The organism is Pseudomonas sp. AAC, assembly GCF_000725445.1.
GTDB classification, from domain to species: Bacteria; Pseudomonadota; Gammaproteobacteria; order Pseudomonadales; family Pseudomonadaceae; genus Pseudomonas; species Pseudomonas citronellolis.
This window is the reverse complement of sequence record NZ_KL647097.1, coordinates 419,003-445,056: the sequence shown is the minus strand read 5'-3', so window position 1 is coordinate 445,056 and position 26,054 is coordinate 419,003. Positions and strand designations below refer to the sequence as shown.

The window sequence follows — 26,054 nt, the reverse complement described above, 5'->3', positions numbered from 1 at the left end:
CCATGACCGCATGGGTTTCGCAAGCTCAACCCATCCTACGACGACTGCCGGGACCTGGCGGGCGTCCCGGATCACTCGAAGGCGAAATGCTCCGCCTTCAGCCCCATCACCGAACGCACCGGCTTGCCCATGGCCGCCGCGTGGCCCTTGGCGCGGGGCAGCAGGCGGGCGAAGTAGAAGTCGCTGGTGGCGATCTTGGCCTTGTAGAAGTCGCTGGACTCGCTGCCGCCCTGGCGCAGGCGCTTGCGGGCCGTGGCTTCCTGCAGCGCCCAGGCGTAGGCCAGGGCGACGTAGCCGGAGAACATCAGGTAGTCGTGGCTGGCGGTGCCCACCAGGTCGCGCTGCTTGCGGGCGCTCAGGGCGATGCGCAGGGTCAGCAGGTTCCATTGCGCGCACAGCTTCAGCAGCGTCAGCGCGCGGCCGCGCATGGCCGGTTCTTCCTTGAGCAACCCCATGGCGAACTTGCCCACGATCCTGGTGAAGTCGCGCACCGCCTTGCCCTGGGTCATCAGCAGCACCTTGCGCCCGAGCAGGTCCAGCGCCTGGATGCCGGTGGTGCCTTCGTAGAGCGTGGCGATGCGCGCGTCGCGGACGATCTGTTCCATGCCGTGCTCGCGGATGTAGCCGTGGCCGCCGAACACCTGCATGCCCAGGTTGGCGCTCTCCAGGCCCAGTTCGGTGAGGCAGCCCTTGAGGATCGGGGTGAGGAAGCCGAGCTTGTCGTCCCAGCGCTCGTACTCGGCGTTGTCGTTGGTCAGCAGGCCCTGGATCATCTTGTCGGCGTACTGCGTGGCCAGGTACACCAGCGCGCGGCCGCCCTCGGCCACGGCCTTCTGCGTCAGCAACATGCGCCGCACGTCGCCGTGGTGCATCAGGCTGTCGGCCACCTGTTCCGGTTCCTTGGCGCCGGACAGCGCGCGCATCGAGCGGCGCTCGCGGGCGTAGGCCAGGGCGCCCTGGTAGGCCAGTTCGGCGGTGGCCACGCCCTGGATGGCGGTGCCGATGCGCGCGCTGTTCATGAAGGTGAACATGCATTCCAGGCCCTTGTTCGCAGGGCCGATGAGAAAGCCGCTGGCCTCGTCGAAGTTCATCACGCAGGTGGCCGAGGCCTTGATGCCCATCTTCTTCTCCAGCGCGCCGCAGACCACGCCGTTGCGCGGGCCGAGGCCGCCGCCTGCGCCGGGCAGGAACTTGGGCACGATGAACAGCGAGATGCCGCGGGTGCCCCTGGGCGCGTCGGGCAGGCGGGCGAGGACGATGTGCACGATGTTCTCGGTGAGGTCGTGCTCGCCGGAGGAGATGAATATCTTGGTGCCGGTGATGGCGTAGCTGCCGTCGGCGTTGGGCTCGGCGCGGGTCTTCACCTGGCCGAGGTCGGTGCCGCACTGCGGCTCGGTGAGGCACATGGTGCCGCCCCAGCGGCCTTCGGTGAGGGGCGTCAGGTAGGTGCGCTTCTGCTCCTCGGTGCCGTGCTGCATCAGGGTGTTCATGGCGCCCAGGGACAGCCCCGGGTACATCGAGAAGGGCCAGTTGGCGGTGCCGAGCATCTCCTGCTTGAGCGCGCCCAGGCTCATGGGCAGGCCCTGGCCGCCGTATTCCACCGGGTGCGACAGGCCTTGCCAGCCGCCGGCCACGTAGGCGTCGTAGGCTTCCTTGAAGCCCTTGGGCGTGCGTACCTCGCCGTTCTCCAGGTGGCAGCCTTCCTCGTCGCCGGAGTGGTAGAGCGGGGCGATCACTTCCTCGCAGAGCTTCGCGCATTCGCCGAGGATGGCGTCGACCATGTCCGGCGTGGCCTCGGCGCCGTTGATCAGGTTGCGGTAGTGCTCGGGGAAGTCGAAGACCTCGTTGAGCAGGAAGCGGGTGTCGCGCAGCGGGGCTTTGTAGACGGGCATCGCGGTGATCTCGCAGGGACTGTGGGCGCAGTTATACGGCTGCGCACCCGGCCTGGCCTTGGCAGCGGCAACAGCCGGCGCCTGGCAGATCGGACAATCGAGCGCGATTGACCTTCACGGGTATCGCGGGTATATACACGTATCATGCTGACCACCCAATGCCTCTGCACCCAGCTGCGCCGCGCCGCCCGAGGTGTCACCCGCGTCTATGACGATGCCCTGCAGGGCATCGGGCTGACGGTCGCGCAGTTTTCCCTGCTGCGCCACCTGGCGCGCCTGGAGCGCCCGAGCATTTCCGAACTGGCCGAAGCCATGGGCCTGGATCGCAGCACCCTGGGGCGCAACCTGCGGCCGCTGCAGGCCGAGGGCCTGGTAGAGCTGCAGGGCGATGTCGGCGACCAGCGCAACCGCCTGGTGCTGCTCACCGCCGCCGGGCGCGAGCGCCTGGAGCAGGGCGCGCAGCCCTGGGAAGCGGCGCAGCGGCGGATGTACGAACGCCTCGGGGTGGAGCGCCGCGAGCAGCTGATGGCGCTGCTGGGGGAGCTGGAAGCCCTCGATTGAACGCCCTGCCAAGGCGTTCGTATGGATGAATGCGGGTATATACCCCTGTTGGAGCGAGAAGAACAATGTCCAAGCTGTCGCGTGCGGGTTTCTGGATACTGCTGTCCGGCGCCCTGATCCTGGCCCTGTCCCTGGGCGTCCGCCACGGCTTCGGCCTGTTCCTCGCGCCCATGAGCGCCGAGTTCGGCTGGGGCCGCGAGGTGTTCGCCTTCGCCATCGCCCTGCAGAACCTCATCTGGGGCATCGCCCAGCCCTTCACCGGCGCCCTGGCCGACCGCTTCGGCGCAGCGCGCGCAGTGCTGGTGGGCGGCCTGCTGTACGCCCTGGGCCTGGTCATGATGGGCTATGCGGATTCCGCCGCCAGCCTGTCGCTGTCCGCCGGGTTGCTGATCGGCATCGGCCTGTCCGGCACCTCCTTCTCGGTCATCCTCGGCGCCGTCGGCCGCGCCGTGCCGCTGGAGCGGCGCAGCATGGCCATGGGCATTTCCGCCGCCGCCGGCTCCTTCGGCCAGTTCGCCATGCTGCCCGGCACTCTCGGCCTGATCGGTTGGCTCGGCTGGTCGGCGGCGCTGCTCGCCCTCGGCCTGCTGGTGGCGCTGATCGTGCCGCTGGCCGGGCTGATGCGCGACAAGCCGCTGCCGGTGCAATCCCATGAACAGTCCCTGGGCGAAGCGCTGCGCGAGGCCTGCGGGCATTCCGGTTTCTGGCTGCTGTCGCTGGGCTTCTTCGTCTGCGGCTTCCAGGTGGTGTTCATTGGCGTGCACCTGCCGGCCTACCTGGTGGACCGCCACCTGCCGGCCACCGTCGGCACCACGGTGCTGGCGCTGGTGGGGCTGTTCAATGTGTTCGGCACTTACATCGCCGGTTGGCTCGGCGGGCGCTTCAGCAAGCCGAAGCTGCTGACCGGGCTGTACCTGATCCGCGGCCTGGTGATCCTGGCCTTCCTCTGGGCGCCGCTGACGGTGTGGACGGCCTACGCCTTCGGCATCGCCATGGGCCTGCTGTGGCTGTCCACGGTGCCGCTCACCAATGGCACCGTGGCCACCCTGTTCGGCGTGCGCAACCTGTCGATGCTCGGCGGCATCACCTTCCTGTTCCACCAGATCGGCGCCTTCCTCGGTGGCTGGCTGGGCGGCTACGTCTATGACCACACCGGCAACTACGACCTGGTCTGGCGGATCGCCATTCTCCTCTCGCTGCTCGCCGGCCTGCTCAACTGGCCGGTGCGCGAGCGTCCGGTGGCGCGCCTGGGCGCCGCGGAGGTAGCGTGAGGCCGCTATTGCGCCTGGGCGCGGTCGTGCTGGCCGCGGCGCTGCTGGGCCTGGCCTGGTGGGGTTGGCGGCATGGCGGCCTGGCGCTGCTGCAGGCCGGCCTGGGCCATTGCTTCTGAGGATTGCCGCGGGCGGGGCAGGGGAGTAGCGTCCTTCGATCGAAGAAGGAGAATCGCCATGTCCCGCTACCTGTTCCTCGGCCTGCTGTGCTGCCTGCCCCTGGCCGCCCAGGCTGCCGACTGCCCGCCGCTGCTGGCGCAGCAGGGGCACCTGCAGAAGCTGCGCTCGAAGGTCGACCTCGACCTTTGCGGGCTCTACGCCGGCAAGCCGCTGCTGGTGGTCAACACCGCCAGCCACTGCGGCTTCACCCCGCAGTTCAAGGGCCTGGAGGCGATCTACCAGCGCTACAAGGGCCAGGGCCTGGAAGTGCTGGGCGTGCCCTCGGACGACTTCAAGCAGGAGGCCGACGACGCCGCCGAGACCGCCCAGGTCTGCTACGGCAACTACGGCGTGACCTTCAACATGACCCAGGTGCAGCCGGTGCGCGGCGACGACGCCATCCCGCTGTTCCGCGAACTGGCGCGCCAGGCCGACCAGGCGCCGCGCTGGAACTTCTACAAGTACGTGGTGGACCGCCAGGGCAGGGTGGTGGCGCAGTTCCCCAGCCTGACCAAGCCGGACGATCCGGCCTTGCAGGCCGCCATCGAGAAGGCCATCGCCAGCCAGCCGTGAAGATGGAAGAGCCGGACGATGCTTGGTTCAGCGGAGGTGCCAAGCCTGGCTCCGCTCCCTCACCCCAGCCCTCTCCCGGAGGGAGAGGGGGCCGTTCGGGGTGGGCGGATAATGCAGCGTCAGCCGGCAAGTTCGTAGGGCGGATAACCGTGCGCGGTTATCCGCCGTTGGCCGTGCCGCCGGAGTGTCCGGCGTGGCCGGTGAATCCAATCGCGGACGGAGTCCTACGGTTCCAGGACGCACGGCTTTTCGTAGGATGGTGTTGAGCGAAGCGATACCCATCACCACGGCAGCATGGGTTTCGCGAGCTCAACCCATCCAACGAAGAGCACCTCGGCGCAAGACAGTTGCTCCTGCGCCCGTGCTTTCCTGGCGTCGTAGGAGCGGACTTTGTCCGCGATGGAGCCATGTCCCGCGCTCGCCATCCCAAATGAAAAAATGCCGTTTCCCCCATGGAGAGAAACGGCATTCTTTTTAAGGAAACAGCATCAGGGCATCTGCCCGGCTCTTCCCCGTGCGCCCGTGCCTATCAGAAGCGATAGGTCACTTGCGCGGTCAGACCGTTGGCGCTGTTGTCGTACTTGGCGCTGTAGGCCGGTTGCAGACCGATGCCGGTGCCGTCCTTGACGTTGACGCTGGCGGTGTCTTCCCACAGGTAGGCGTAGGCGAAGTCGACGGTCAGGTCCGGGTTCGGCGACCAGCCGGCGCCGAAGGTGACGATCTGACGATCACCCACCGGGATGCGCACGTTGCGGTAGTCGTTGTCGGTCGGCGACGGGTCGTAGGCATAGCCCGCGCGCAGCACCCATTCCGGGTTCAGCTGGTAGGACGCGCCGATCGAGCCGGACCAGGTGTCGTGCCACTTCAGGTCTTCGCCGATGGTGCCGAAGCCCAGTGCCTGGCCCAGGGCCGGTACGCCGCTGTTGCGCACTTCGATGGCTTCCAGGCGGCTCCAGCGGGTCCACACGGCGCCGATGTAGCCGGTCCACTTGTCGTTGAACTTGTGGGTGATGGAGGTATCCACGGATTCCGGCAGGGTGATGTCCAGCTTGGCGTCGTAGCTGCCGTTCAGGCCCAGGGCGCCAGGGGCGTTCTTGACCTTGGTGTGGCCGCCCAGGTGGTAGTCGACCTTGGAGTGGTAGGTCAGGCCCCAGGTGGTGTCGTCGGTCAGGTCGACCATCACGCCCAGGTTGTAGCCCAGTGCGGTGTCGTCGCCCTTGATGTCGATGTGGGTGTCGCCATTGCCGCCGTTGAGCACATTGGTCGCCAGGTCGTTCTTCAACTGGCCGTCGATGCGGTTGAAGGTCGGGCCGAAGCCGACGGAGACCTTGTCGTTGATCTTGTAGGCGATGGTCGGCTGGACGGTGATCACCTGGACCTTGCTGTAGGAGCCGTGGTAGCTGCCCTGGAAGCCGTTCTCGTAGTCGTTGATGATGCCGTAGGGCACGTAGATGCCCAGGCCGACGGTGAAGTCTTCGTTGATCGGCGTGGAGAAGTAGCCGAACGGTACGGCAGCCAGGGGCACGGAATCGCCCTTGTTGGAGCCCGGGCCGGAGGCGCCGCTGATGTCGTCCTTGGCGTCGACGATGGCCAGGCCGCCGCTGACTTCGGTGCGTTTGAGCTTGGTCAGGCCGGCCGGGTTGCCGTAGATGGTGCTGGCGTCGAGCGCCGAGGAAGCACGGCCCGCGTAGGCGGTGCCGGCGCCGCTGGCGCTCTGTTCGTTGATGGCGATGCCGTTGGCCAGGGCCTGGGCAGAGGCAGCGCTAATCGTCAGTGCGAGAGTGGTTTTGAGCCATGTTGTTTTCATTGTAAGAGCAACTCCTGTGGTCAACGGCGCGCAAGCTACCAAGATTCCCAGGCCTTTGGTAGTACCTCTGGGGGCTCTATATCGGGCATCTGCGCGTAAAGTACCGTCCTTGTGCGAGGTTTTCCCTTCGTTAATGTATGTAAACGAAAGTTGACTGATCGGTCATTGATCGTGGTCAGGCTGCGAGGAGCGAATCGCCGATGTACGCCTGCCAGGCGTCGAGGAAATCACGCAGGTGGCCGTGGGGCTGGAAGACCCGTCGCCAGACCCTGGCCTGGCCGAGGTGATCGCAGGCTTCGGGCAGTGGCAGGCGTTGGGATTCCACCAGCATCCAGGCGATGGCGGTGCTGTAGCGCAGGTTCACGGTCAGTTCCAGGTGCGGAGCGTCGAGGAAGGCGTGCTGGCTGGCCAGGCCGCGCACGCGGCTGGCGAGGTTCGGGTCCAGGGCCAGGTAGCGATCCCAGAGCTGTTGGTGGCGGTGTTCGTCGATGCGGAAAAGGCCGTGTCCGCGGCCGCTGTCCAGGCTGCTGCCAAGCGCCGATTGACAGGCCGCCGCTCCCAGCAACAGCGCCTCGGCCGCCCCGCTGTGACGTTCCAGGTACAGCAGGGTGGGCCGGATGACGTGCTGTCGCAGGTCGCAGGCGGCGATTCCCATGGTCTTGTCCCTCAATGAACGGCGGGGCTGGGCGTCTTGGCAGCTTCTGATGTTCTCCTGGGCCCCGCCGTAAGCGGACTTAGCCGCTCGATTTGAAGTGTAGTGCGATAAACCTGCTGTAAAGGACTGTTTTTAAATTGTTTTGACTTTCTGCAGCGCAGGCATATTCCTCGATGTGATTAACCGGGAATGGGTTACCGCGTCGGGAAAGGAGCCCCAGGCCGCGCCAGATGCGGCCTGGGGCGGCGCGTCAGGCGCCGGTGGCCACCGGGTGCCGCGGGTCGGTGATCCACTCGCTCCAGGAGCCGGCGTAGAGACGGCCCAGGGGATAGCCGGCCAGGCTCAGGGCGAACAGGTTGTGGCAGGCGGTGACGCCGGAACCGCAGTAGGCCACCAGCTCCTGGGCCGGGCGGCCGCGCAGCAGGTGGGCGAAGCGCTGGTGCAACTGCGCCGGCGGCAGGAAGCGGCCGTCGCTGCCGAGGTTGTCGGTGAAGGCCGCGCACTGCGCGCCGGGGATGTGCCCGGCGACCGGGTCGATGGGCTCCACCTCGCCGCGGAAGCGCGGCTCGGCGCGGGCGTCGATCAGCGGCAGCTGCGGGTCGGCCAGCAGCGCCGAGAGTTCGCCGGCGTCGATCAGCAGGCCGTTGTCCGGTTCGCCGTGGAAGGCGCCCGTCGGCACCGCCGGCTCGGCGGTGGTCAGCGGCAGGCCGGCGGCGCGCCAGGCGTTCATGCCGCCGTCGAGCAGGTACACGCCGTCGCGCTTGCCCAGCCACAGCAGCAGCCACCAGGCGCGGGCGGCGAAGGCGCCGGGACCGTCGTCGTAGAGCACCACTTCGTCGCTGTTGTCCAGGCCCCAGGCGCGCAGGCGCTGGATCAGCGCGTCGGCGTCGGGCAGCGGGTGGCGGCCGGTCACGCCCTTGACCACCGGGGCCGAGAGGTCGCGTTCGAGGTCGGCGTACTGGGCGCCGGGAATGTGGTTCTCGGCGAACACGCGGGCGCCGTAGCCCGGGTCGTCCAGGGCGAAGCGGCAGTCGAGGATCAGCAGGCCGGGTTCGTCCAGGCGGGCTGCCAGTTGTTGCGGGCTGAGCAGGCGGGCGAGTGACATCGTGCGGGTTCCTGTGTCGTGACGGTTTCCTCGCGCATCATAAGGCTTGTGCAATGGAAAACGCCGGTTCGCGGCGGCTTTCTTCGATCCGATGGAGTTTTCGCCCATGTTCAGTCTGCAACCGGCGACCCAGGCGGCCTCGCGGGCGCGCGTCTGCGCCATCGCCCTGGCGACCGGCCTGATCACCCTCTACTACAGCCTGCTGGTGCTGTCCCTGGCCGCCATCGGCCGCCTGCGCCGCGAGCGCGTGGACCGCTACACCCGCCAATGGTCGGGCCTGCTGCTGCGCCTGGTGCGTATGCGCCTGAGCGTGCACGGGGCCATGCCGGACTTCGGCGACGGGCGGCGCTACATGATCCTCTGCAACCATTCCAGCCACTACGACATCCCGGCCAGCTTCGCCGCGCTGCCCGGCTCGATCCGCATGCTGGCCAAGAGTGAGCTGTACCGCATCCCGGTGCTCGGCCGGGCCATGCGCGCCGCCGAGTTCCCCTCCATCGACCGGCACAACAGCCAGCGCGCCCGCGCCGACCTGCAGCGCGCGCGGCAGATGATGGAGAGCGGCATAGTGCTGTGGGCGGCGCCAGAAGGCACCCGCTCGGACGACGGGCGCCTGCTGCCGTTCAAGAAGGGTTGCTTCCGCCTGGCGCTGGACACCGACGCGGTGATCATCCCGGTGGCCATCCGCGGCATTCACCGGGTGCTGCCGGCGCGCACCTTCGACCTCAACCTGGGCCAGCCGGTGGACCTGCTGGTGGGTCGCCCGGTGGACGCCGCGGCCTTCCACGGGCAGAGCCTGGATGCCCTGATGGGCGAGGTGCGCGGGCGCATGCAGGAGTTGCTGGAGCCGGGCGCCGCGAAATGCGCCGAAGCGGCCCGCGAGGAGCCGCTGGCGCTGGGCTGAGGTGCTTCAGCGAATCTTCAGGCGGCCGATGCGGTCGTTTTCCAGGCTGCCGAAGTAGAGGTAGTCGCCCACCGGCTTGGCCGAGGTGATCATGCGCAGGTGCTGGCCGCTGGTGTCGTGCAGGCTGCGCACGATCTGGCCGTTCTCGTCCACGGCGATGACCAGGCCATAGGGCACCGGCTTGGGCAGCAGCGCGCGCGGCAGCTTGGTCAGCTGGCGCTTGAGCCAGGGCTGGCCGAGGATGAAGTCGGCGTCGGCCTTGCGCGGCGTCGGCAGGGCCACCCAGAAGGTGCCCTTGCGGTCGCCCTGGAGGTTGTCCGGCAGCCCCGGCAGGTTGTCGATGAAGATGTCCTGCTGCCCGGCCTTCGGGCCTTTCAGCCAGTAGCGGGCGATGCGGTAGCGGTAGGTCTCGTTGACCAGCACGAAGTCCTCGTTGGCCGACAGCGTCACGCCGTTGGCGAAGTACAGGTCCTTGAGCAGCGTCTCGGTCTTGCCGGTCGCCGGGTCGTAGCGCAGCAGGCGGCCGTGGGGGCGGGTCTCCAGGTAGTCGAGGATGTAGTCGGGCTGGTGGAAGCGGCTGGAGGCGTCGCTGAAGTAGATGCGCCCGTCGCTGGCGATGTCCAGGTCGTCGGCGAAGGCGAAGGGTACGCCGTCGGCCTCGGTGCTGAGCACCGTGATCTTGCCCTGCGCGTCGATCTTCAGCAGGCCCTTCCAGGCGTCGGCGACGATCAGGTTGCCCTGGGCGTCGAAGTCCATGCCCAGCGGGCGGCCGCCGGTCTCGGCGAAGGTCGTGACCTGGCCGTTGTCCAGGCGCACCACGCGGCCGTCGTCCAGGCCGGCGTAGACGCGGCCCTGGGCATCCACCGCGGTGTCTTCCGGGCCCTTCACCTGGTCCAGGCCGAGCAGCTCGGCCTTCATCAGGGTGTCGTTGGGTTCCAGCACGCCGGTCATCGGCGGCGCCGGCGGCGGGTTCCAGGCCACGGGGTCGATGGGGCTGGGGGTGATGGCGAGGTAGACCGCGGCGGCGGCGATCAGCAATACCAGCAGGCTTGCGAATTTCTTCATCATGAAGGCTCTTGTCATGGGTCCTGGGGCAGGAAAGATAAGCCTTCGTTCGCGTCTGTACAGCCTTGTAGGCAAAAGCGGAATGCTCGGACATCATCCAGCCCGATATACTGCGCCCCACGTGAAGCAAGGAGATGTTCGTGAGCGCCCTCGATATCCGGTGGATCCGCGACGATGCCAGCCTGGCGCAGCAATGCCGGGACTGGAAACAAAGGCCGTACCTGGCACTCGATACCGAGTTCATGCGCGTCGATACCTTTTACCCCGAAGCCGGCCTGGTGCAGGTCGGCGACGGCGAGCGGGCGTGGCTGATCGACCCGCTGCTGATCCGCGACTGGTCGCCCTTCGCCCAGGTGCTGGAGGAGCCCTCGGTGGTCAAGGTGTTCCATGCCTGCGGCGAGGACCTGGAAGTCTTCCAGCGCCTGACCGGCAGCCTGCCGCAGCCGCTGTTCGACACCCAACTGGCCGCCGCCTACCTGGGCATGGCGCATTCCATGGGCTATTCCAAGCTGGTGCTGGAGATCCTCGGCCTGGACCTGCCCAAGGACGAGACGCGTTCGGACTGGCTGCAGCGCCCGCTGACCGACATGCAGGTGCGCTACGCCGCCGAGGACGTGCAGCACCTGGCCGAGGTCTACGTGAAGCTGGCGCCGCGCCTGCCCGAGCACAAGCTGGCCTGGCTGCTGGCCGACGGCGCCGACCTGGTCGCCAACCAGACCCGCGTCAGCGACCCGCGCCAGGCCTGGCGCGACGTCAAGCTGGCCTGGAAGCTGGCCCCGCAGCAACTCGCCGTGCTGCGTGAACTCTGCGCCTGGCGCGAGGAACAGGCGCGCCTGCGCAACCAGCCGCGCAACCGCATCCTGCGCGAGCAGACGCTGTGGCCGCTGGCGCGCCTGCAGCCGAAGGACAAGCTGGCGCTGTCGCGCATCGACGAGATGCACCCGCGCACCGTGCGCCAGGACGGCGACACCCTGCTGGCGCTGCTCGCCCATGCCGCCGCGCTGCCCGCCGAGCAATGGCCCGAGCCGCTGCCCGAGCCGCTGCCGCGCGAGGTGGCGCCGCTGCTCAAGCAACTGCGCGAGGTCGGCCAGCGCGAGGCCGAGCGCCAGGGCATGGCCCCGGAGTTGATGCTGCGCAAGAAGATTCTCGAGGCGCTGCTCAAGACCGGCTACCCCGATGGCCCCTACCGCCTGCCCGATTCCCTGCAGGGCTGGCGCCGTGAACTGATGGGCCAGGCCCTGCTGGACTGCCTGGCCGCCCCGGAGAAACCATGAAACGCATCTGCTCCATCTACAAGAGCCCGCGCAAGAACGAGATGTACCTGTACGTCGACAAGCGCGAGGCCCTGAGCCGCGTGCCCGAGGCGCTGCTGGCGGCGTTCGGCGCGCCGCAGCACGCCTTCGACCTGGTGCTCAGCCCCGAGCGCAAGCTGGCCCGCGAAGATATCCACAAGGTGCTGGAGAACATCGAGAAGCAGGGCTTCCACCTGCAGATGCCTCCAGTGGAGGAGGAATACATCGAGCACCTGCCCGAAGAGCTGTTGCGCATGAACGATCCGTTGTAAGCGTCGAAAAGCCGTCGCTTTCGCGAATTGGTACGAAATTGCTGTGCAAGTTGTAGGCTCAAGAGCATTATTGCGTCAGAAATTGCCTGAGTAAGCGGAACGCCTGGGTTTCCAGTTGGTCTACAGGCCCTTCGTTCAACTCGCAAAAAGTCGCCGCTGCATGCAGGGACGATAACGACAATGCCAATCAACGTGCCTACGCCTTGCCATCCTGGTGCAATCTAGACCATGCGCCTGCTCATCCTCGATCGCGAACACACCCTCTACGCCGCGCTGACCATGGCTGCCGAGCCCGGTCTCAGCGTGGTATCCGGCGACAAACCCGACAACCTTGTCGAGGCCGCCGCCGAATGCCCGGTATGGCTGGGCGAGCCCGACCTGGTGGCGCAGCTGCTGCGCAAGGGCGTGCACCCCGTCTGGGTGCAGTCCACCTGGGCCGGCATCACCCCGCTGCTGGCCGACGACCTGCCCAAGGACTACGCCCTGACCCGCGCGGTGGGCATCTTCGGCCAGGTGATGAGCGAATACCTGCTGACCTACATGCTGGCCCACGAACGCCAGTTCCTCGGCCGCCTGGCCAGCCAGGTCGGCAGCCAGTGGGACGACCGCGCCCCCGGCAGCCTGCGTGGCCGCCACGTGCTGCTGGTGGGCACCGGCGAAATCGGCCTGGCCGTGGCGCACATGCTGGCGGCCTTCGGCGTCGAGCTGACCGGCGTGGCGCGCACGCCGCGGCCGCTGCAGCCATTCCAGCGGGTGGGCGCGCTGGACGAGTTGCCGCGTCTGGTGGAAACCGCCGACTACGTGGTCAACCTGCTGCCCGACACCCCGGACACCCAGGACATCTTCGACCTGGCGCTGTTCCAGCGGATGAAGCCCTCGACGCTGTTCATCAACGCCGGGCGCGGTGTTGCGGTGGTCGATGCCGACCTGATCAGCGCCCTGGAAAACAACCGCCTGGCCGGCGCCGTCATCGATGTCTGCCGCCAGGAGCCGCTGCCGCCGCAGCACCCGTTCTGGAGCGCGCCGCGCCTGCTGCTCACCGGCCACACTGCCGCGCCGACGTTGCCGGGGCCGATGGTGGAGCTGTTCCGCGAGAACCTGTCGCGCTTCTGGGCCGGGCAGCCCATGCGCGGCGAGGTGGACTTCACCCGCGGCTATTGAAAGCGGGCGCCCCGCGCGGGGCGCCCTGTCCCTCACAGGCTGAAATCGCCCTCGGCGGCCAGTTGCTCCAGCGGCCGGCGCGGGCTGGGGACTTCGCGCGCCTGCAGGCTTTCCGAGAGGATCGACTTGTCGCCGAGCCTGCCGATGGCGATGGCGGCGTGGATCTCGTGGTCGTCCGGCACCTTCAGCTCGACGCGGGTGGCCTCGCGGTCGAAGCCGGCCATGCCGTGGCTGTGCCAGCCGGCCAGGCTCGCCTGCAGGGCCAGGAAGCCCCAGGCCGCGCCGGTGTCGAAGGTGTGCCAGAGCGCCGGTTTCTCCTCGCTGGAGCCGGGCGGGGCGAAGGTGGTCTTGGACAGCACTATCACCAGCGCCGCGGCGTTCTGCGCCCAGCCGCGGTTGAACTCGCCCAGCAGGTCCAGGTAGCGCTGCCAGTTCGGCGTGTCGCGGCGCGCGTAGAGGAAGCGCCAGGGCTGCGAGTTGAACGAGGAGGGCGCCCAGCGCGCGGCTTCGAGGAAGCCCAGCAGGGTTTCCTCGGGGATGCTCTCGCCACTGAAGGCGCGGGGCGACCAGCGATTGATGAACTGCGGGTCGATGGGATAGTCGGCAACGCGGGGATTGGCGCTCATGGCGGCTCCTGCTGGCAAAGGGGGATGGTGCCGTGGACGGCTGGGCATCGCGGATCGTGGGTGAGGCGGCGGCCCGCTCGGGCCTGATGGTGGGGGAAAGCTACCCAGCCGCGCGGCCCCTGGCAAGCGCTCCGGCGGTCACCTGCGCTTGGCCGGCGCGGCGCCTGGGCATAGACTTGGCGCCCCCGTGAAAAGCCCTACCTAGAAAAACGATGGCCGCCAAAGTCGAACCCTTCTGGAAACGCAAGACCCTCGAACAGCTCGATCAGCAGGAGTGGGAGTCGCTGTGCGACGGCTGCGGCCTGTGCTGCCTGCAGAAGCTCGAGGACGAGGACGACGGCACCGTCTACTACACGCGCATCGCCTGCAAGCTGCTGGACCTGAAGACCTGCCGCTGCACCGACTACGCCAACCGCCGCGCCAGCGTGCCCGACTGCATCCAGCTCACCCCGGCCCAGGCCGACGAGTTCCGCTGGCTGCCGCCGACCTGCGGTTACCGCCTGGTGGCCGAGGGCAAGGACCTGCCGTTGTGGCATCACCTGGTCTGCGGCGATCCCGATGCGGTGCATCATGAGCGGATTTCGCAGTCGGGGCGGATGCTCAGCGAGACTGTGGTGGCCGAGGATGACTGGGAAGAGCATCTGATCTTCCGGGCGGGGTGAGGTGCTGGGCGGGAATTGATTTTCGTGGGAGAGAGCTTGCTCGCGAATCTTGTCCCTTCGCGCTTCCCTTAACCTCGTTATTCCCGCGAATGCGGGAGCCCAGTGGCGTGGGGGCTTGGTGTAGCGCGCCGCTCCGAGTCTGCCCGACCGTCTTGTTTCGCCCCCTCGGGCGAGTCACTTTTGTCAGTCGCCACAAAAGTAACCAAAAAGGCTTGCCCCAACATACGGGCCCGATAAAGCCGGGCTACCCTCGCGAATTCCCCCGCCACGGAGGCCCGCCCCGAGGGTACGTCCCTGTAGCCCATCGGGGCTCTCGCGACATCCATGTCGCATAACCTCCTGAGCGGGGGTTTCGCTCGGCCTGCTGAAGGGGCGTTTGGGTGCGCTCGGATGTTTCTCTGGAAATCCGAATCGCGGACAAGGTCCGCTCCTACGGTTCCAGGGACGCACGGGTGTAGGAGCGGACCTTGTCCGCGATGGGGTTTACCGGCCACGCCGGACGCCCCGGTGGCACGAAAAGCCCCCTCTCCCGCTTGCGGGAGAGGGCTGGGGTGAGGGTGCTCTTGAATAGAGAAACCACGCGAACAGCAACACACCGAACCGGCTCTTCTCCCTCCCCGGCTCAGCGCCAGACAGGCTCTATGCCACCTGGCATCAGGCCACCTCCAGCAGACCCAGCACCTTGAGCACGAAGGCGTATTCCAGGGCCACATCCTTCAGCCCCTGGTAGCGCCCGCTCATGCCGCCGTGGCCGGCGCCCAGGTCGGTCTTGAGCAGCAGCAGGTTGTCGTCGGTCTTGCTGGTGCGCAGCTTGGCCACCCACTTGGCCGCTTCCCAGTACTGCACGCGGCTGTCGTTGTAGCCGGCCACCACCAGCAGCGCCGGGTAGTCCTGGGCGCAAACGTTCTCGTAGGGCGCGTAGGCGCGGATGCGCTCGTACACCTCGTGCTCCTGCGGGTTGCCCCACTCGTCGTACTCGGTGACGGTCAGCGGCAGGTCCGGGTCGAGCATGGTGTTGAGCACGTCGACGAAAGGCACCTCGGCGATGCACGCGGCGAACTGCTGCGGGCGCTGGTTGAGCACCGCGCCCATCAGCAGGCCGCCGGCGCTGCCGCCGCTGATCACGGTCCGCTGCGGCGTGCTGTAGCCCTCGGCGCAGAGGTGCTCGGCGCAGGCGATGAAGTCGCTGAAGCTGTTCTGCTTGTTGGCCAGCTTGCCGGCGCGGTACCAGGCCTCGCCCAACTCGCCGCCGCCACGCACGTGGGCGATGGCGAAGACGAAGCCGCGCTCCAGCAGGCTCAGGCGGGCATGGGAGAACCAGGGATCGAGGCTCGCCCCATAGGCGCCGTAGCCGTACAGGTACAGCGGCGCCGGGCGGCCGGCGGCGATGCCCTGCAGCACCTCGCGGCGCGCCACCAGGCTGATCGGCACCTGCACGCCGTCGACGCTGGCGGCCCAGAGCCGGCGGCTTTCGTAGGCGTCGGCGTCGAAGGGGCCTTCCACCGGGGTTTCCTTGAGCACCTTTTGGGCGCCGTCGAGCAGGCCCAACTGGCGAATCTGCGCGGGGCGGTTGAGCGCCTCGTAGCGCAGGCGGATGACCGGGCTGTGGAATTCCAGGCTGTCCTGCACGTACAGGTTGTAGGCCGCGTCCGGCAGCTCCACGCGGCGCGGCGCCTGGCCGGCGGCGTGGACCTCGACGATCGGCAGGCCGCCCTCGCGCAGGCTGAGGGTGAAGGCGTCCTGGTTGAGGGTGATGTCTTCGAGCATCACGCTGTCGCGGTGGGCGATCAGCTCGCGCCAGTGCTCGCGGTCGGGAGCCGCTTCGCTGGCGCTGTAGAGGGCGAAGTTGATGCCGCTCTGGTTGCTGCGGATGAACCAGGTCCACTCGCCGTCCAGCAGGCCGTGGTCGACGTGGTACTCGTGATCTTCCTGGCGCGGGGCGATGCAGTGGAATTCGCCGCGCGGCTGTTCGGCATCCAGCACCCAGGCCTCGCTGGTGGTCTTGCTGCCCAGCAGCAGCACCAGCTGGCGTTCGGAGCTGGCGCGGTAGCAGTGCAGGAAGAAGCGCCCGTCGCGCTCCTCGAACACCTGCTCGGCGCCGGCTTCGCCCAGGGTGTGGCGGTACAGCTTGTGCGGGCGGTGGGTGTCATCCAGCTCGCCGAAGAACAGGGTGCGGCTGTCGTTGGCCCAGGTCATGCTGCCGTCGCAGTCGTCGAAGGGCAGTTCCTCCACGGCGCCGCTGGCCAGGTCCTTGACGTACAGGCGGTAGATCTCGTCGCCGCTGGTGTCCAGGCTGTAGGCCAGGCGCGAGTGGTCGGGGCTGATGCTGAAGGCGCCGAGGGAGAGGAAGCCGCCGGCGGCCAGCTCGTTGGGGTCCAGCAGCAGTTGCTCGGCGCTTTCGTCCACGCTCAGCGAGTCGTCGGTCGGGCGCGGGCAGCGGTAGTGGCGCGGGTACTCGTCGCCGGCGGTGGTGCGCTGGTAGTACAGCCAGGGGCCCCAGGGCGAGGGCAGCGACAGGTCGGTCTCGCGGATGCGGCCCTTGATCTCCTGGAACAGCTGCTCGCGCAGTTCGGCCTGGCCGGCCAGTTCGGTTTCGAGGTAGGCGTTTTCCGCCTTGAGGTAGTTGAGCACTTCGGCGCTGTCGCGCTGCTGCAGCCAGGCGTAGGGATCGGCGGCGGCTTCGCGGCGGGCGACGGGGGGCTGGCGGTCGGTCATGGCGGCTCCTTGGCGGGGCAGGGGTGACACCCGGCTGCGCACCCGTGGGGAAAAGCGGCTATCATAAGCCCCCTTCCGCCGCCATCGCACGCACGCGCATGAACGAACACGATTATCAACTCGCCTGGGGCGTCTACCTGTTCGCCGCTTTCGGACTTCTGGTCGTCTGGTTCCTGATGACCGGCTGGATGTGGCGCTGGCTGCGCGAACCGCTGCGGGTGATCGTGCTCGTGCTGTTGTTCACCCCGACGCCGGTTGATCCGGCCAACAACGAATACGCCCCGGCCATCGCCATCACCGCGCTGGACGTGCTGTTCAAGGTGGGCAACAACGCCTGGCGCGCCGTGTCCGACCTGGCCCTGGTGCTGCTGGCGGCCTTCGTCGTGTACCTGATCTTCGTCGCCGTGCGCTGGCCCATCGAGCGTGCCGCGCGCAACCGCCGCCAGCGCGCCGAGGCGGAGAACGAGCCGACCATGCGCCAGCTCATGCAGCCGCAGCTGATGCCCGACGTGGACGACAGCCGCGCCGACGAGCGCAATGGCAACCGCGGCATGCGCATCGAACCGCGCCTCTGAGCGACCCCGGCGCCGCCCTTGCGCGGCGCCCATCCGGCGTTCAGCATGGCGGCATAGCCGTAGCGGAACGAGCCCAATGCAGCCCAGGACCTCCACGCCAGGCCGGCGCCTGATTTCCCCTTTCACCTTCCACCGCGTGCCGGGCGACCGCCTGCCACAGGAGCGCTGACCATGTGCGAACTGCTCGGCATGAGCGCCAACGTCCCCACCGACATCGTCTTCAGCTTCACCGGCCTGATGCAGCGCGGCGGCGGCACTGGCCCGCACCGCGACGGCTGGGGCATCGCCTTCTACGAGGGGCGCGGCGTGCGCCTGTTCCAGGACCCGAGCGCCAGCGTCGAGTCGGAGGTGGCGCGCCTGGTGCAGCGCTACCCGATCAAGAGCGAGACGGTGATCGGCCACATCCGCCAGGCCAACGTCGGCAAGGTCTGCCTGTCCAACACCCACCCCTTCGTGCGCGAACTGGGCGGGCGCTACTGGACCTTCGCGCACAACGGCCAACTGGCCGACTTCGCGCCGCCGCCGGGGCTGTACCGGCCGGTGGGCGACACCGACAGCGAGGCGGCCTTCTGCGACCTGCTCAACCGCGTGCGCCGGGCTTTCCCCGAGCCGGTGCCGGTGGAGGTGCTGCTGCCGACGCTGGTCTCCGCCTGCGCCGAGTACCGGCAGAAGGGCGTGTTCAACTGCCTGCTGAGCGACGGTGATTGGCTGTTCACCTTCTGTTCCAGCAAGCTGGCGTACATTACCCGCCGCGCGCCCTTCGGCCCGGCGCGGCTGAAGGACGCCGACCTGACCGTGGACTTCCAGTCCGAGACCACGCCCAACGACGTGGTCACGGTGATCGCCACCGAACCGCTGACCGACAACGAGAACTGGTCGGTGCAGCAGAGCGGCGAGTGGATGCTCTGGTGGCGCGGCGAGATTCTCGACCAGGGCCGCGTCTGAGAGGGGGACTCCCATGTTGCGCAGCTACATCCGCCTGGTGCTTTTCGCCCTCGGCCTGCTGGTCGGGGTGCAGGTGCCGGGCTTCATCAAGGACTATTCGATCCGCGTCGATGCCCACCGCCAGGAAGCCCTGCAGGCCCTGGAGGGCTACCGCAACACCGCCGGGCAGTACTTCCAGGGCGACCTCGACGCCCTGGTGGCGCACTACCGCGGCAGCCCGGACCCGGTGTTCCAGCGCGACGGCGACAACGTCGAGCGCCTGCTGCGCCGCGCCAAGCTGTTCGACAGGGAATGGCAGGCCCTGCAGGGCCCCTGGTACGCCCGCGCCTGGCACCTGCTGAGCGCGCCGAACCGCGAGCTGCTGCAGGAGACCCTCGACGGCTACAGCTACCAGGTGGTGCTGGCGCCGGAGGCGATCGGCTGGGCCCTGGGCGGCGGTTTGCTGCTGGCCTGGATCGTCGAGCTGCTGATCGTTTCGGTCGGGGCGCTGGCGGGGCTGGGGGACAACCGCAACGTCGCGCGGCGGCATTGGAACTGATGAGGGCCGGTTGGACGCCGTGCGGGACGGGGAGGGCGGTCAGGCGGCGGATAACCGCGAATGGTTATTCGCCCTACGTCCATGATGGTCCTCGCGTAGGGCGGATAACGCCACGGCGTTATCCGCCGTTTTCCTAGCTGCGGGCGTTGATGGCGCGCTGGTTGGAGGCGTAGATGTTGTCGCGCTCCAGGGCCTTGCCGCTTGCCACTGCCGCCAGCCAGTCGGCGGTGCTGGCCACCGCGGCGAACGACGAATGCAGCACCACGCTGAACACCCGGTGGATTTCCTCGGCAGTGGCCGCGCCCGCGCTGTTGGCGTAGGGCAGCGAGCCGCTGGCGTCGTCGAGGAATTCCACCTGCCAGCCTTCGTGGGCGGCCTGGCGGGCGGTGGAGTCGTCGCAGTTGTGCGTCATGTAGCCGACCAGCGTCAGGGTGTCGACGCCGCGTTCGCGCAGCCAGTCGCCCAGCCCGGTGCCGCTGAGGGCGCTGGCCTTGCTCTTGTCCAGCAGCAGGTCGCGGGGGCGCTCGGCCACCTGCGGGTGCAGTTCCACGCCGTGGCTGCCGGGGGCGAAGATGGGCGCGCCGGCCGGGGCCTGGTGGCGCACCACCACCACCGGGATGCCGGCGGCGTGGGCGGCGTCCATGGCGCGCAGGATGTTGGGCAGCGAGTCGCCGACCGGCGGGTATTCGATGCGCAGGTTGCCGCTGAAGTATTCGTTCTGCACGTCGATGACGATCAGGGCGCGTTTCGGGGCGTTGCTCATGCTGGGTGTCTCCGCTGGAGTGGGGATGGAGCCATTCTGCGCAGGGGCCGGCGGTCGGCGTGAGTGGCCCGCAAGACAGCTTTCGCTAGAATCGGGCCAAAGCCTTGCCCGGATGATGCCCATGGAAACCCATCGCGTGGCCGTGGTGGCCTTCGACCAGATCAGCCCCTTCCACCTCTCGGTGCCCTGCCTGGTGTTCGGCGAGGGCGACCCGGGAGGGACGCGCACGCGCTTCGAACTGCAGGTCTGCGCCGCCGAGCCGGGGCCGCTGAACACCACGGCCGGCTTCGCCATAGACGCGCGTCACGGCCTGGAGGCGCTGGAAACCGCCGATACCCTGATAGTGCCGAGCTGGCGCGAGCCGGCGGAACGCCCGCCGCAGGCCCTGCTCGACGCCCTGGTGGCTGCGCATGCGCGCGGCGCGCAACTGGTGGGCCTGTGCCTGGGCGCCTTCGTGCTGGCCGAGGCCGGTCTGTTGGACGGTCGCCGGGCCACCACCCATTGGCTGTGGGCGGACTATTTCACCCAGCGTTATCCCCAGGTACGGGTGGAGCCGGACGTGCTCTACGTCGACGATGGCCCGATCCTCACCTCCGCCGGCACCGTGGCCGGCATCGACTGCTGCCTGCACCTGCTGCGCCAGCGCTGCGGCGCCGGCCTGAGCAACCAGCAGGCCCGCCGCCTGGTGGTGGCGCCGCACCGCCAGGGCGGCCAGGCCCAGTTCATCGAACAGCCGCTGCCGGCCACGGCGCGGGACAACCGCCTTTCCGGCCTGCTCGACTGGGTACGCGAACGCTTAGACCAGCCCCACGACCTGGACAGCCTGGCCGAACGCGCGCTGATGAGCCGGCGCAGCTTCAGCCGGCACTTCCGCCAGCTCACCGGCAGCACCCTGGGCGACTGGCTGCGCGGCGAACGCCTGGCCCTGGCGCAACGGCTGCTGGAGTCCACCGAGCAGCCGATTGCGGAGGTGGCGGTGCTGGCGGGGTTCGGTTCGGTGGCTTCGTTGCGGCAGCATTTCAGCGCGGCGCTGGGGGTATCGCCGAGTGCCTATCGGCAGGCGTTTCGGGGGTGAGCGGGGGCTCCGGCGTGGCCGGGGAATCTACGGTTACAGGGAAGCACGGCTTTTCGTAGGATGGCGTTGAGCGAAGCGATACCCATCACCACGGCAGGATGGGTATCGCAAGCTCAACCCATCCTGCGAAGAGCACCTCGGCGCAAGCGGACTCTGTCCGCGATTCGGCGGCGTTATCCGCCCTACGGATTTCCAGGGAAGGCTCTTACTCCGCCAAAGCCTTCTCCGGCAACTCATTACGCCGATAGGGGAACACGTCTATCACCTTGCCCGCCCGTATCTGCGCCTGCAGCCCCTTCCAGTAATCCGCGTCATAGAGATCGCCATGCAACTTGGCGAACAACCGACGCAGCTTCAGATCGACGAACAGGAAACGCGGAAACTCCTCGGGAAACACATCCATCGGCCCCACCGAGTACCAGGGCTCGGAGGACATCTCGTCCTCCTCGTAGCGCGGCGGCGGGATGTGGCGGAAGTTCACCTCGGTGAGGTAGCTGATCTCGTCGTAGTCGTAGAACACCACGCGGCCGTGGCGGGTGACGCCGAAGTTCTTCAGCAGCATGTCGCCGGGGAAGATGTTCGCCGCCGCCAACTGCTTGATGGCCAGGCCGTAGTCGTACAGCGCCTCGTGCACCTGGGCCTCGGTGGCGTGCTCCAGGTAGAGGTTCAGCGGGGTCATGCGGCGCTCGGTCCAGCAGTGGCGGATCAGCACCACGTCGCCTTCCATCACCACCGTGGAAGGCGCCACCTGCAGCAGTTCGGCCAGGCACTCGGGCTCGAACTTGGCCACCGGGAAGCGGAAGTCGGCGAACTGCTGGGTGTCGGCCAGGCGGCCGACGCGGTCGTGGTTCTTCACCAGTTGGTACTTCTGCACCACGGTGGCGTGGTCCACGGTCTTGGCCGGGTTGAAGTTGTCCTTGATGATCTTGAACACGGTGTTGAAGCCGGGCAGGGTGAACACGCTCATCACCATGCCGCGCACGCCGGGGGCCATGACGAAGCGGTCGTCGGTGCTCGCCAGGTGGTTGATCAGGGCGCGGTAGAACTCGCTCTTGCCCTGCTTGTAGAAGCCGATGGAGGTGTACAGCTCGGCGATGTGCTTGCCCGGCAGCAGGCGCTTGAGGAAGGCCACCAGCTCCGCCGGCACCGGCACGTCGACCATGAAGTAGGAGCGGGTGAAGGAGAAGATGATCGACACCTCCGCCTCGTCGGTGATCACGGTGTCGAAGCGGATGCCGCGGCCCTCGCGGTGGATCAGCGGGAACACCAGCGGCCACTGCTCGTCGGGGGTGAACAGGCGGCCCACCAGGTAGGCGCCCTTGTTGCGGTAGAACACCGAGCCGATCAGCTCCAGTGCCAGCTCCGGGTCCTTGCACACCCAGTCCGGCAGGTTGCTGTGCAGCAGGGCGTCCAGGCGCGCCAGGTCGCCTTCGGCATCCTCGTAGGGCACCTGGAAGCGGTAGTCGGCGAAGATCTGCTGCAGCGCCTGGCGCAGGTTGCCCCGGGGCCGGTAGAGGCGGGTGTGCGGGTCGCGCGCGTGGGGCCGCAGCGACGGCCGCGTGGTGTGCACGAACATGGTGCCGTCGCTGATGTTGTCGTGGCTGAACAGGCCGCAGAAGATCGAGTTGAACCAGGTTTCCGCCAGCTCGTCGTCGTTGCGCGGGTCGATCAGGACGATGTAGCCGCTCTTGATCAGCGGCCAGCGCTCCACGTCCAGCAACTCCGCGGGGCTGAAGCGGCTGCCGACCCGCGCCACGGTCTCGGCGACCTTCTCCTCGTAGAGGTCGATGCGCTCGGCCGAGGTCCGCTGGATCTCCTGCCACTGCGCCTGCTCGAAGCGCGCTTGGGCGCCGTCGGTGATCTGCTTGAAGCGCTCGCGGTAGACGTCGAAGCCGTCGAGGATGGTCTGCGCGATCTGGGCATGGCTCATGGGGCGCATCTCGTTCATGGGATGTGCAGCGAGCTTAGCCAGACTCGGGGGGCGGCGAAAGCGGCGTGGCCGACCGGCCGGTCAGGAAACGGGGGCGTCGCCGCCCCCGTTCGTTCAGTACCTCGCGCGGAGGCTTACTTGCCGGTCTTGACGTTGGTCCAGATGCGCGTGCGCAGGCGGTCGATCTTCATCGGCATCGACTGCAGGGCGAACAGCTTGGCCATCTTGTCCTGCGGCGGGTAGATCGCCGGGTCGGCCTTGATCGCCGCGTCCACCAGCGGTTCGGAGGCCAGGTTGCCGTTGGCGTAGTGCACGTAGTTGCTGATGCCGGCCATTACCTCCGGGCGCAGCAGGTAGTTCATGAAGGCGTAGGCGGCCTTCTCGTCGGGCGCGTCGGCCGGCATGGCGATCATGTCGAACCACAGCGGCGAGCCTTCCCTGGGCGTGGAGTAGTGAATCTCGATGCCGTTCCTGGCTTCCTTGGCGCGGGTGGCGGCCTGCAGGATGTCGCCGGAGAAGCCGACGGCCACGCAGATGTTGCCGTTGGCCAGGTCGCTGACGTACTTCGAGGAGTGGAAGTAGGCGATGTACGGGCGCACCTTGAGCAGCGCTTCCTCGGCCTTCTTGTAGTCCTCGGGGTTCTGGCTGTGGTGCGGCAGGCCCAGGTAGTTCAGGGCGATGGGCAGCAGCTCGGGGCCGTTGTCCAGCACGGCGACGCCGCACTTGGCCAGCTTCTGCATGTATTCGGGCTTGAAGAACAGGTCCCAGGAGTCCAGCGGTGCGTCTGCGCCCAGCACTTCCTTGACCTTGGCCGGGTTGTAGCCGATGCCGGTGGTGCCCCACAGGTAGGGGAAGCCGTACTGGTTGCCCGGGTCGTTGACCTCCAGGGCCTTCATCAGCACCGGGTTGAGGTTCTTCCAGTTGGGCAGTTGGCTCTTGTCCAGCTTCTTCAGGGCGCCGGCCTGGATCTGCTTGGCCATGAAGTGGTTGGAGGGCACCACGATGTCGTAGCCGGACTTGCCGGTCATCAGCTTGCCGTCCAGCGTCTCGTTGCTGTCGTAGACGTCGTAGGTGGTCTGGATGCCGGTTTCCTTGCTGAAGTTGGCGACGGTGTCGGGGGCGATGTAGTCGGACCAGTTGTAGATCTTCAGGGACTCGGCCTGGGCGCCGGCGGCGACGCCCAGGGTGAGGGAAAGCGCTAGGGCACTGGACAGCGGTGCGGTCGTTTTCATTGTTGTTTCCTGACGGCAAACGGTAGTGGCGCGGCCGGGGTGGGGCCGCGGCTGCTCAAGGAATAACCGGATTGCCGGAGGATTTGGAGGGGGCGCGGTTGCCCGCGGGTCCGCAGACAGTGGCAAAGGGCCGCCGCGCGGGGCGCCGCCCCGCAGTGGGGCGGCGCGGGGGCTTACTGCACCATTTCCTGCTCGTCGAACACGCCTTCGAAGAGCATGCTCGACAGGTAGCGCTCGGCCGAGTCGGGGAGGATGACCACGATGGTCTTGCCCTGCATGGCCGGCTCCTCGGCCAGGCGCACGGCGGCGGCCATGGCGGCGCCGCAGGAGATGCCGCAGAGGATGCCTTCCTCGTGCATCAGGCGCTGGGCCATGCTGCGGGCCTCGTCGTCGCCGACCAGCTCGACGCGGTCGACCATGGCCAGGTCGAGGTTCTTCGGCACGAAGCCGGCGCCGATGCCCTGGATCTTGTGCGGCGAGGGCTTGACCTCTTCGCCGGCGAGGGTCTGGCTGATCACCGGCGAGCTGGTCGGCTCCACGGCCACCGAGAGGATCGGCTTGCCCTTGGTGTTCTTGATGAAGCGCGACACGCCGGTGAGGGTGCCGCCGGTGCCGACGCCGGCCACCAGCACGTCCACCGCGCCGTCGGTGTCGTTCCAGATTTCCGGGCCGGTGGTCTTCTCGTGGATCGCCGGGTTGGCCGGGTTGTCGAACTGCGCCGGCATGAAGTACTGGGCCGGATCGCTGGCCACCAGCTCCTCGGCCTTGGCGATGGCTCCCTTCATGCCCTTGGCCGGTTCGGTGAGGACCAGCTCGGCGCCGAGGGCCTTGAGCACCTTGCGCCGCTCCAGGCTCATCGACGAAGGCATGGTCAGCACCAGCTTGTAGCCGCGCGCGGCGGCGACGAAGGCCAGGCCGATGCCGGTGTTGCCGGAGGTCGGCTCGACGATGGTCATGCCCGGCTTCAGGCGGCCGCTGGACTCGGCATCCCAGATCATGTTGGCGCCGATGCGGCACTTCACCGAGTAGCCGGGGTTGCGGCCCTCGATCTTGGCCAGGATGGTGACGCCGCGCGGGGCCAGGCGGTTGATCTGGACCAGCGGCGTGTTGCCGATGGACTGCGCGTTGTCTGCGAAGATGCGGCTCATGATGGGTGTCCTTGTGGATCGATGCTGACCCACCAGCCTATTCCCCGGCGCCCTGGCCGTAAAGCCGCGAAACCGTCGGAAAGGTCGGCTCCAGGCCGGCGGCCCCGGTGAGAGGGTGGTACGCGCCGGTAGCCTTCGACGAATGGATGAATGGCCGTGCATTCAGTGACTGAATGCCATGCCTGCGTTCACAGTCGACGGAGCTGCGCGGTATAGTCGCAGTCTGTCTCCCAGTTCCTGCAGCCCGGGCAGCGGCCCGGCCGATACCGTTCGAGGATTCCCCGATGAAGTTCGAAGGCACCCAGTCCTACGTCGCCACCGACGACCTCAAGCTGGCGGTCAACGCCTCCATCACCCTGCAGCGCCCGCTGCTGGTGAAGGGCGAGCCGGGCACCGGCAAGACCATGCTCGCCGAGCAGCTGGCCGAAGCCTTCGGCGCCAAGCTGATCACCTGGCACATCAAGTCCACCACCAAGGCCCACCAGGGCCTCTACGAGTACGACGCGGTGAGCCGCCTGCGCGACTCGCAGCTGGGCGTGGACAAGGTCCACGACGTGCGCAACTACATCAAGAAGGGCAAGCTCTGGGAGGCCTTCGAGGCCGACGAGCGCGTCATCCTGCTGATCGACGAGATCGACAAGGCCGACATCGAGTTCCCCAACGACCTGCTGCAGGAACTCGACAAGATGGAGTTCTACGTCTACGAGACCAACGAGACCATCAAGGCGAAACAGCGGCCGATCATCATCATCACCTCGAACAACGAGAAGGAGCTGCCGGACGCCTTCCTGCGCCGTTGCTTCTTCCACTACATCGCCTTCCCCGACCGCGAGACGCTGCAGAAGATAGTCGACGTGCACTACCCGGGCATCAAGGCCTCGCTGGTCAGCGAGGCGCTGGACATCTTCTTCGACGTGCGCAAGGTGCCGGGCCTGAAGAAGAAGCCCTCCACCAGCGAGCTGGTCGACTGGCTGAAGCTGCTGATGGCCGACGACATCGGCGAGGCGGTGCTGCGCGAGCGCGATCCGACCAGGGCCATCCCGCCGCTGGCCGGCGCCCTGGTGAAGAACGAGCAGGACGTGCAGCTGCTCGAGCGCCTGGCGTTCATGAGCCGCCGCGCTTCACGCT

The 26,054-nt window shown here is 67.7% G+C and carries 25 protein-coding genes; 14 read left to right on the top strand and 11 right to left on the bottom strand.

Annotation, left to right across the window (positions count from 1 at the left end; all coding sequences use genetic code 11):
* Positions 1-71: 71 nt before the first annotated feature.
* Positions 72-1,892 (bottom strand): acyl-CoA dehydrogenase C-terminal domain-containing protein, encoded by a 1,821-nt coding sequence (locus FG99_RS15770; protein ID WP_043270955.1) that lies wholly within the window; start codon positions 1,890-1,892, stop codon positions 72-74.
* Between the two features lie 144 nt (positions 1,893-2,036).
* Between FG99_RS15770 and FG99_RS15765 the strand changes: the two genes are divergently transcribed.
* From FG99_RS15765 to FG99_RS15755, 4 genes are all read left to right on the top strand, one after another.
* Positions 2,037-2,453 (top strand): MarR family winged helix-turn-helix transcriptional regulator, encoded by a 417-nt coding sequence (locus tag FG99_RS15765; protein WP_009623615.1) that lies wholly within the window; start codon positions 2,037-2,039, stop codon positions 2,451-2,453.
* 74 nt (positions 2,454-2,527) lie between these two features.
* A complete protein-coding gene (locus FG99_RS15760) occupies positions 2,528-3,724 on the top strand; it encodes an MFS transporter (RefSeq protein WP_099049125.1) in 1,197 nt (398 codons plus the stop codon).
* The gene (locus FG99_RS32870) at positions 3,721-3,843 is read left to right on the top strand and encodes a hypothetical protein (RefSeq protein WP_256204865.1); all 123 of its coding nucleotides are present in this window, start codon (positions 3,721-3,723) and stop codon (positions 3,841-3,843) included. Before FG99_RS15760 ends, FG99_RS32870 begins: the two co-directional genes overlap by 4 nt.
* Before the next feature lie 58 nt (positions 3,844-3,901).
* On the top strand, positions 3,902-4,456 hold the full coding sequence (locus FG99_RS15755; protein ID WP_051878953.1) for a glutathione peroxidase: 555 nt from the start codon (positions 3,902-3,904) through the stop codon (positions 4,454-4,456).
* A 529-nt stretch (positions 4,457-4,985) separates the two neighbouring features.
* Here the strand turns inward: FG99_RS15755 and FG99_RS15750 are convergent.
* The 3 genes from FG99_RS15750 to FG99_RS15740 all read right to left on the bottom strand — a co-directional run bounded on the left by FG99_RS15750 (position 4,986) and on the right by FG99_RS15740 (position 8,023).
* Positions 4,986-6,263 carry an outer membrane protein transport protein gene (locus tag FG99_RS15750; RefSeq protein WP_009623609.1) on the bottom strand — a complete coding sequence of 426 codons (1,278 nt, stop codon included), beginning with the start codon at positions 6,261-6,263 and terminating at the stop codon, positions 4,986-4,988.
* Positions 6,264-6,438: 175 nt separating this feature from the next.
* Positions 6,439-6,918: a hypothetical protein gene (locus FG99_RS15745; protein ID WP_009623606.1), complete on the bottom strand. Its 480-nt coding sequence runs from the start codon at positions 6,916-6,918 to the stop codon at positions 6,439-6,441.
* A gap of 250 nt (positions 6,919-7,168) precedes the next feature.
* Positions 7,169-8,023, bottom strand: coding sequence for a sulfurtransferase (locus FG99_RS15740; RefSeq protein ID WP_043270950.1), 855 nt, complete (start codon positions 8,021-8,023; stop codon positions 7,169-7,171).
* A 106-nt stretch (positions 8,024-8,129) separates the two neighbouring features.
* Here FG99_RS15740 and FG99_RS15735 point away from each other — a divergent pair, with 106 nt between their 5' ends.
* Entirely contained in the window at positions 8,130-8,927 is a 798-nt protein-coding gene (locus FG99_RS15735; RefSeq protein WP_043270948.1) for a lysophospholipid acyltransferase family protein, read from the top strand.
* 6 nt (positions 8,928-8,933) lie between these two features.
* Here FG99_RS15735 and FG99_RS15730 read toward each other — a convergent pair whose 3' ends face one another.
* Positions 8,934-9,992: an SMP-30/gluconolactonase/LRE family protein gene (locus FG99_RS15730; RefSeq protein WP_043271549.1), complete on the bottom strand. Its 1,059-nt coding sequence runs from the start codon at positions 9,990-9,992 to the stop codon at positions 8,934-8,936.
* Positions 9,993-10,126: 134 nt separating this feature from the next.
* Here FG99_RS15730 and rnd point away from each other — a divergent pair, with 134 nt between their 5' ends.
* The 3 genes from rnd to FG99_RS15715 all read left to right on the top strand — a co-directional run bounded on the left by rnd (position 10,127) and on the right by FG99_RS15715 (position 12,717).
* Complete coding sequence (gene rnd / locus FG99_RS15725) at positions 10,127-11,266, top strand: ribonuclease D (RefSeq protein WP_043270946.1); 1,140 nt, start codon at positions 10,127-10,129, stop codon at positions 11,264-11,266.
* On the top strand, positions 11,263-11,556 hold the full coding sequence (locus FG99_RS15720; RefSeq protein ID WP_009623596.1) for a YcgL domain-containing protein: 294 nt from the start codon (positions 11,263-11,265) through the stop codon (positions 11,554-11,556). Before rnd ends, FG99_RS15720 begins: the two co-directional genes overlap by 4 nt.
* A 228-nt stretch (positions 11,557-11,784) precedes the next feature.
* On the top strand, positions 11,785-12,717 hold the full coding sequence (locus tag FG99_RS15715) for a D-2-hydroxyacid dehydrogenase (protein ID WP_009623594.1): 933 nt from the start codon (positions 11,785-11,787) through the stop codon (positions 12,715-12,717).
* 32 nt (positions 12,718-12,749) lie between these two features.
* Here FG99_RS15715 and FG99_RS15710 read toward each other — a convergent pair whose 3' ends face one another.
* Positions 12,750-13,343 carry a nitroreductase family protein gene (locus tag FG99_RS15710; RefSeq protein ID WP_009623593.1) on the bottom strand — a complete coding sequence of 198 codons (594 nt, stop codon included), beginning with the start codon at positions 13,341-13,343 and terminating at the stop codon, positions 12,750-12,752.
* A 212-nt stretch (positions 13,344-13,555) separates the two neighbouring features.
* On the opposite strand from FG99_RS15710, the gene FG99_RS15705 reads away from it, so the two are divergent.
* Positions 13,556-14,005 carry a YcgN family cysteine cluster protein gene (locus FG99_RS15705; protein WP_009623592.1) on the top strand — a complete coding sequence of 150 codons (450 nt, stop codon included), beginning with the start codon at positions 13,556-13,558 and terminating at the stop codon, positions 14,003-14,005.
* Between the two features lie 654 nt (positions 14,006-14,659).
* Here the strand turns inward: FG99_RS15705 and FG99_RS15700 are convergent.
* The gene (locus FG99_RS15700; RefSeq protein ID WP_043270943.1) at positions 14,660-16,720 is read right to left on the bottom strand and encodes a S9 family peptidase; all 2,061 of its coding nucleotides are present in this window, start codon (positions 16,718-16,720) and stop codon (positions 14,660-14,662) included.
* 98 nt (positions 16,721-16,818) lie between these two features.
* Between FG99_RS15700 and FG99_RS15695 the strand changes: the two genes are divergently transcribed.
* The 3 genes from FG99_RS15695 to FG99_RS15685 all read left to right on the top strand — a co-directional run bounded on the left by FG99_RS15695 (position 16,819) and on the right by FG99_RS15685 (position 18,778).
* The gene (locus tag FG99_RS15695; RefSeq protein ID WP_009623590.1) at positions 16,819-17,295 is read left to right on the top strand and encodes a hypothetical protein; all 477 of its coding nucleotides are present in this window, start codon (positions 16,819-16,821) and stop codon (positions 17,293-17,295) included.
* Between the two features lie 171 nt (positions 17,296-17,466).
* Positions 17,467-18,240, top strand: a complete 774-nt coding sequence (locus FG99_RS15690; RefSeq protein ID WP_043270941.1) for a class II glutamine amidotransferase — start codon at positions 17,467-17,469, stop codon at positions 18,238-18,240.
* A 13-nt stretch (positions 18,241-18,253) separates the two neighbouring features.
* Positions 18,254-18,778, top strand: a complete 525-nt coding sequence (locus FG99_RS15685) for a DUF2937 family protein (RefSeq protein WP_043270938.1) — start codon at positions 18,254-18,256, stop codon at positions 18,776-18,778.
* 133 nt (positions 18,779-18,911) lie between these two features.
* Here FG99_RS15685 and FG99_RS15680 read toward each other — a convergent pair whose 3' ends face one another.
* A complete protein-coding gene (locus FG99_RS15680; protein WP_043270936.1) occupies positions 18,912-19,541 on the bottom strand; it encodes a cysteine hydrolase family protein in 630 nt (209 codons plus the stop codon).
* A gap of 121 nt (positions 19,542-19,662) precedes the next feature.
* Between FG99_RS15680 and FG99_RS15675 the strand changes: the two genes are divergently transcribed.
* On the top strand, positions 19,663-20,616 hold the full coding sequence (locus FG99_RS15675) for a GlxA family transcriptional regulator (RefSeq protein ID WP_043270934.1): 954 nt from the start codon (positions 19,663-19,665) through the stop codon (positions 20,614-20,616).
* Between the two features lie 205 nt (positions 20,617-20,821).
* Here FG99_RS15675 and aceK read toward each other — a convergent pair whose 3' ends face one another.
* The 3 genes from aceK to cysK form a co-directional block, all read right to left on the bottom strand.
* Complete coding sequence (gene aceK, locus FG99_RS15670) at positions 20,822-22,555, bottom strand: bifunctional isocitrate dehydrogenase kinase/phosphatase (protein WP_371263873.1); 1,734 nt, start codon at positions 22,553-22,555, stop codon at positions 20,822-20,824.
* A 125-nt stretch (positions 22,556-22,680) separates the two neighbouring features.
* Entirely contained in the window at positions 22,681-23,778 is a 1,098-nt protein-coding gene (locus tag FG99_RS15665) for a polyamine ABC transporter substrate-binding protein (RefSeq protein ID WP_043270930.1), read from the bottom strand.
* Positions 23,779-23,951: 173 nt separating this feature from the next.
* Positions 23,952-24,926, bottom strand: coding sequence for a cysteine synthase A (gene cysK, locus FG99_RS15660; protein WP_009623576.1), 975 nt, complete (start codon positions 24,924-24,926; stop codon positions 23,952-23,954).
* 284 nt (positions 24,927-25,210) lie between these two features.
* Between cysK and FG99_RS31410 the strand changes: the two genes are divergently transcribed.
* Positions 25,211-26,054, top strand: an 844-nt coding sequence (locus tag FG99_RS31410; RefSeq protein ID WP_070878261.1) for an AAA family ATPase, incomplete at its 3' end; no start/stop codon positions are given.

Excerpts from the sequence above, each read along its gene's own strand:
- FG99_RS15770 (WP_043270955.1), bottom strand. The coding sequence starts at position 1,892 with ATGCCCGTCTACAAAGCCCCGCTGCGCGACACCCGCTTCCTGCTCAAC.
- FG99_RS15765 (WP_009623615.1), top strand. The coding sequence starts at position 2,037 with ATGCTGACCACCCAATGCCTCTGCACCCAGCTGCGCCGCGCCGCCCGA.
- FG99_RS15755 (WP_051878953.1), top strand. The coding sequence starts at position 3,902 with ATGTCCCGCTACCTGTTCCTCGGCCTGCTGTGCTGCCTGCCCCTGGCC.
- FG99_RS15750 (WP_009623609.1), bottom strand. The coding sequence starts at position 6,263 with ATGAAAACAACATGGCTCAAAACCACTCTCGCACTGACGATTAGCGCT.
- FG99_RS15745 (WP_009623606.1), bottom strand. The coding sequence starts at position 6,918 with ATGGGAATCGCCGCCTGCGACCTGCGACAGCACGTCATCCGGCCCACC.
- FG99_RS15740 (WP_043270950.1), bottom strand. The coding sequence starts at position 8,023 with ATGTCACTCGCCCGCCTGCTCAGCCCGCAACAACTGGCAGCCCGCCTG.
- FG99_RS15735 (WP_043270948.1), top strand. The coding sequence starts at position 8,130 with ATGTTCAGTCTGCAACCGGCGACCCAGGCGGCCTCGCGGGCGCGCGTC.
- FG99_RS15730 (WP_043271549.1), bottom strand. The coding sequence starts at position 9,992 with ATGAAGAAATTCGCAAGCCTGCTGGTATTGCTGATCGCCGCCGCCGCG.
- rnd (WP_043270946.1), top strand. The coding sequence starts at position 10,127 with ATGTTCGTGAGCGCCCTCGATATCCGGTGGATCCGCGACGATGCCAGC.
- FG99_RS15720 (WP_009623596.1), top strand. The coding sequence starts at position 11,263 with ATGAAACGCATCTGCTCCATCTACAAGAGCCCGCGCAAGAACGAGATG.
- FG99_RS15715 (WP_009623594.1), top strand. The coding sequence starts at position 11,785 with ATGCGCCTGCTCATCCTCGATCGCGAACACACCCTCTACGCCGCGCTG.
- FG99_RS15710 (WP_009623593.1), bottom strand. The coding sequence starts at position 13,343 with ATGAGCGCCAATCCCCGCGTTGCCGACTATCCCATCGACCCGCAGTTC.
- FG99_RS15705 (WP_009623592.1), top strand. The coding sequence starts at position 13,556 with ATGGCCGCCAAAGTCGAACCCTTCTGGAAACGCAAGACCCTCGAACAG.
- FG99_RS15700 (WP_043270943.1), bottom strand. The coding sequence starts at position 16,720 with ATGACCGACCGCCAGCCCCCCGTCGCCCGCCGCGAAGCCGCCGCCGAT.
- FG99_RS15695 (WP_009623590.1), top strand. The coding sequence starts at position 16,819 with ATGAACGAACACGATTATCAACTCGCCTGGGGCGTCTACCTGTTCGCC.
- FG99_RS15690 (WP_043270941.1), top strand. The coding sequence starts at position 17,467 with ATGTGCGAACTGCTCGGCATGAGCGCCAACGTCCCCACCGACATCGTC.
- FG99_RS15685 (WP_043270938.1), top strand. The coding sequence starts at position 18,254 with ATGTTGCGCAGCTACATCCGCCTGGTGCTTTTCGCCCTCGGCCTGCTG.
- FG99_RS15680 (WP_043270936.1), bottom strand. The coding sequence starts at position 19,541 with ATGAGCAACGCCCCGAAACGCGCCCTGATCGTCATCGACGTGCAGAAC.
- FG99_RS15675 (WP_043270934.1), top strand. The coding sequence starts at position 19,663 with ATGGAAACCCATCGCGTGGCCGTGGTGGCCTTCGACCAGATCAGCCCC.
- aceK (WP_371263873.1), bottom strand. The coding sequence starts at position 22,555 with ATGCGCCCCATGAGCCATGCCCAGATCGCGCAGACCATCCTCGACGGC.
- FG99_RS15665 (WP_043270930.1), bottom strand. The coding sequence starts at position 23,778 with ATGAAAACGACCGCACCGCTGTCCAGTGCCCTAGCGCTTTCCCTCACC.
- cysK (WP_009623576.1), bottom strand. The coding sequence starts at position 24,926 with ATGAGCCGCATCTTCGCAGACAACGCGCAGTCCATCGGCAACACGCCG.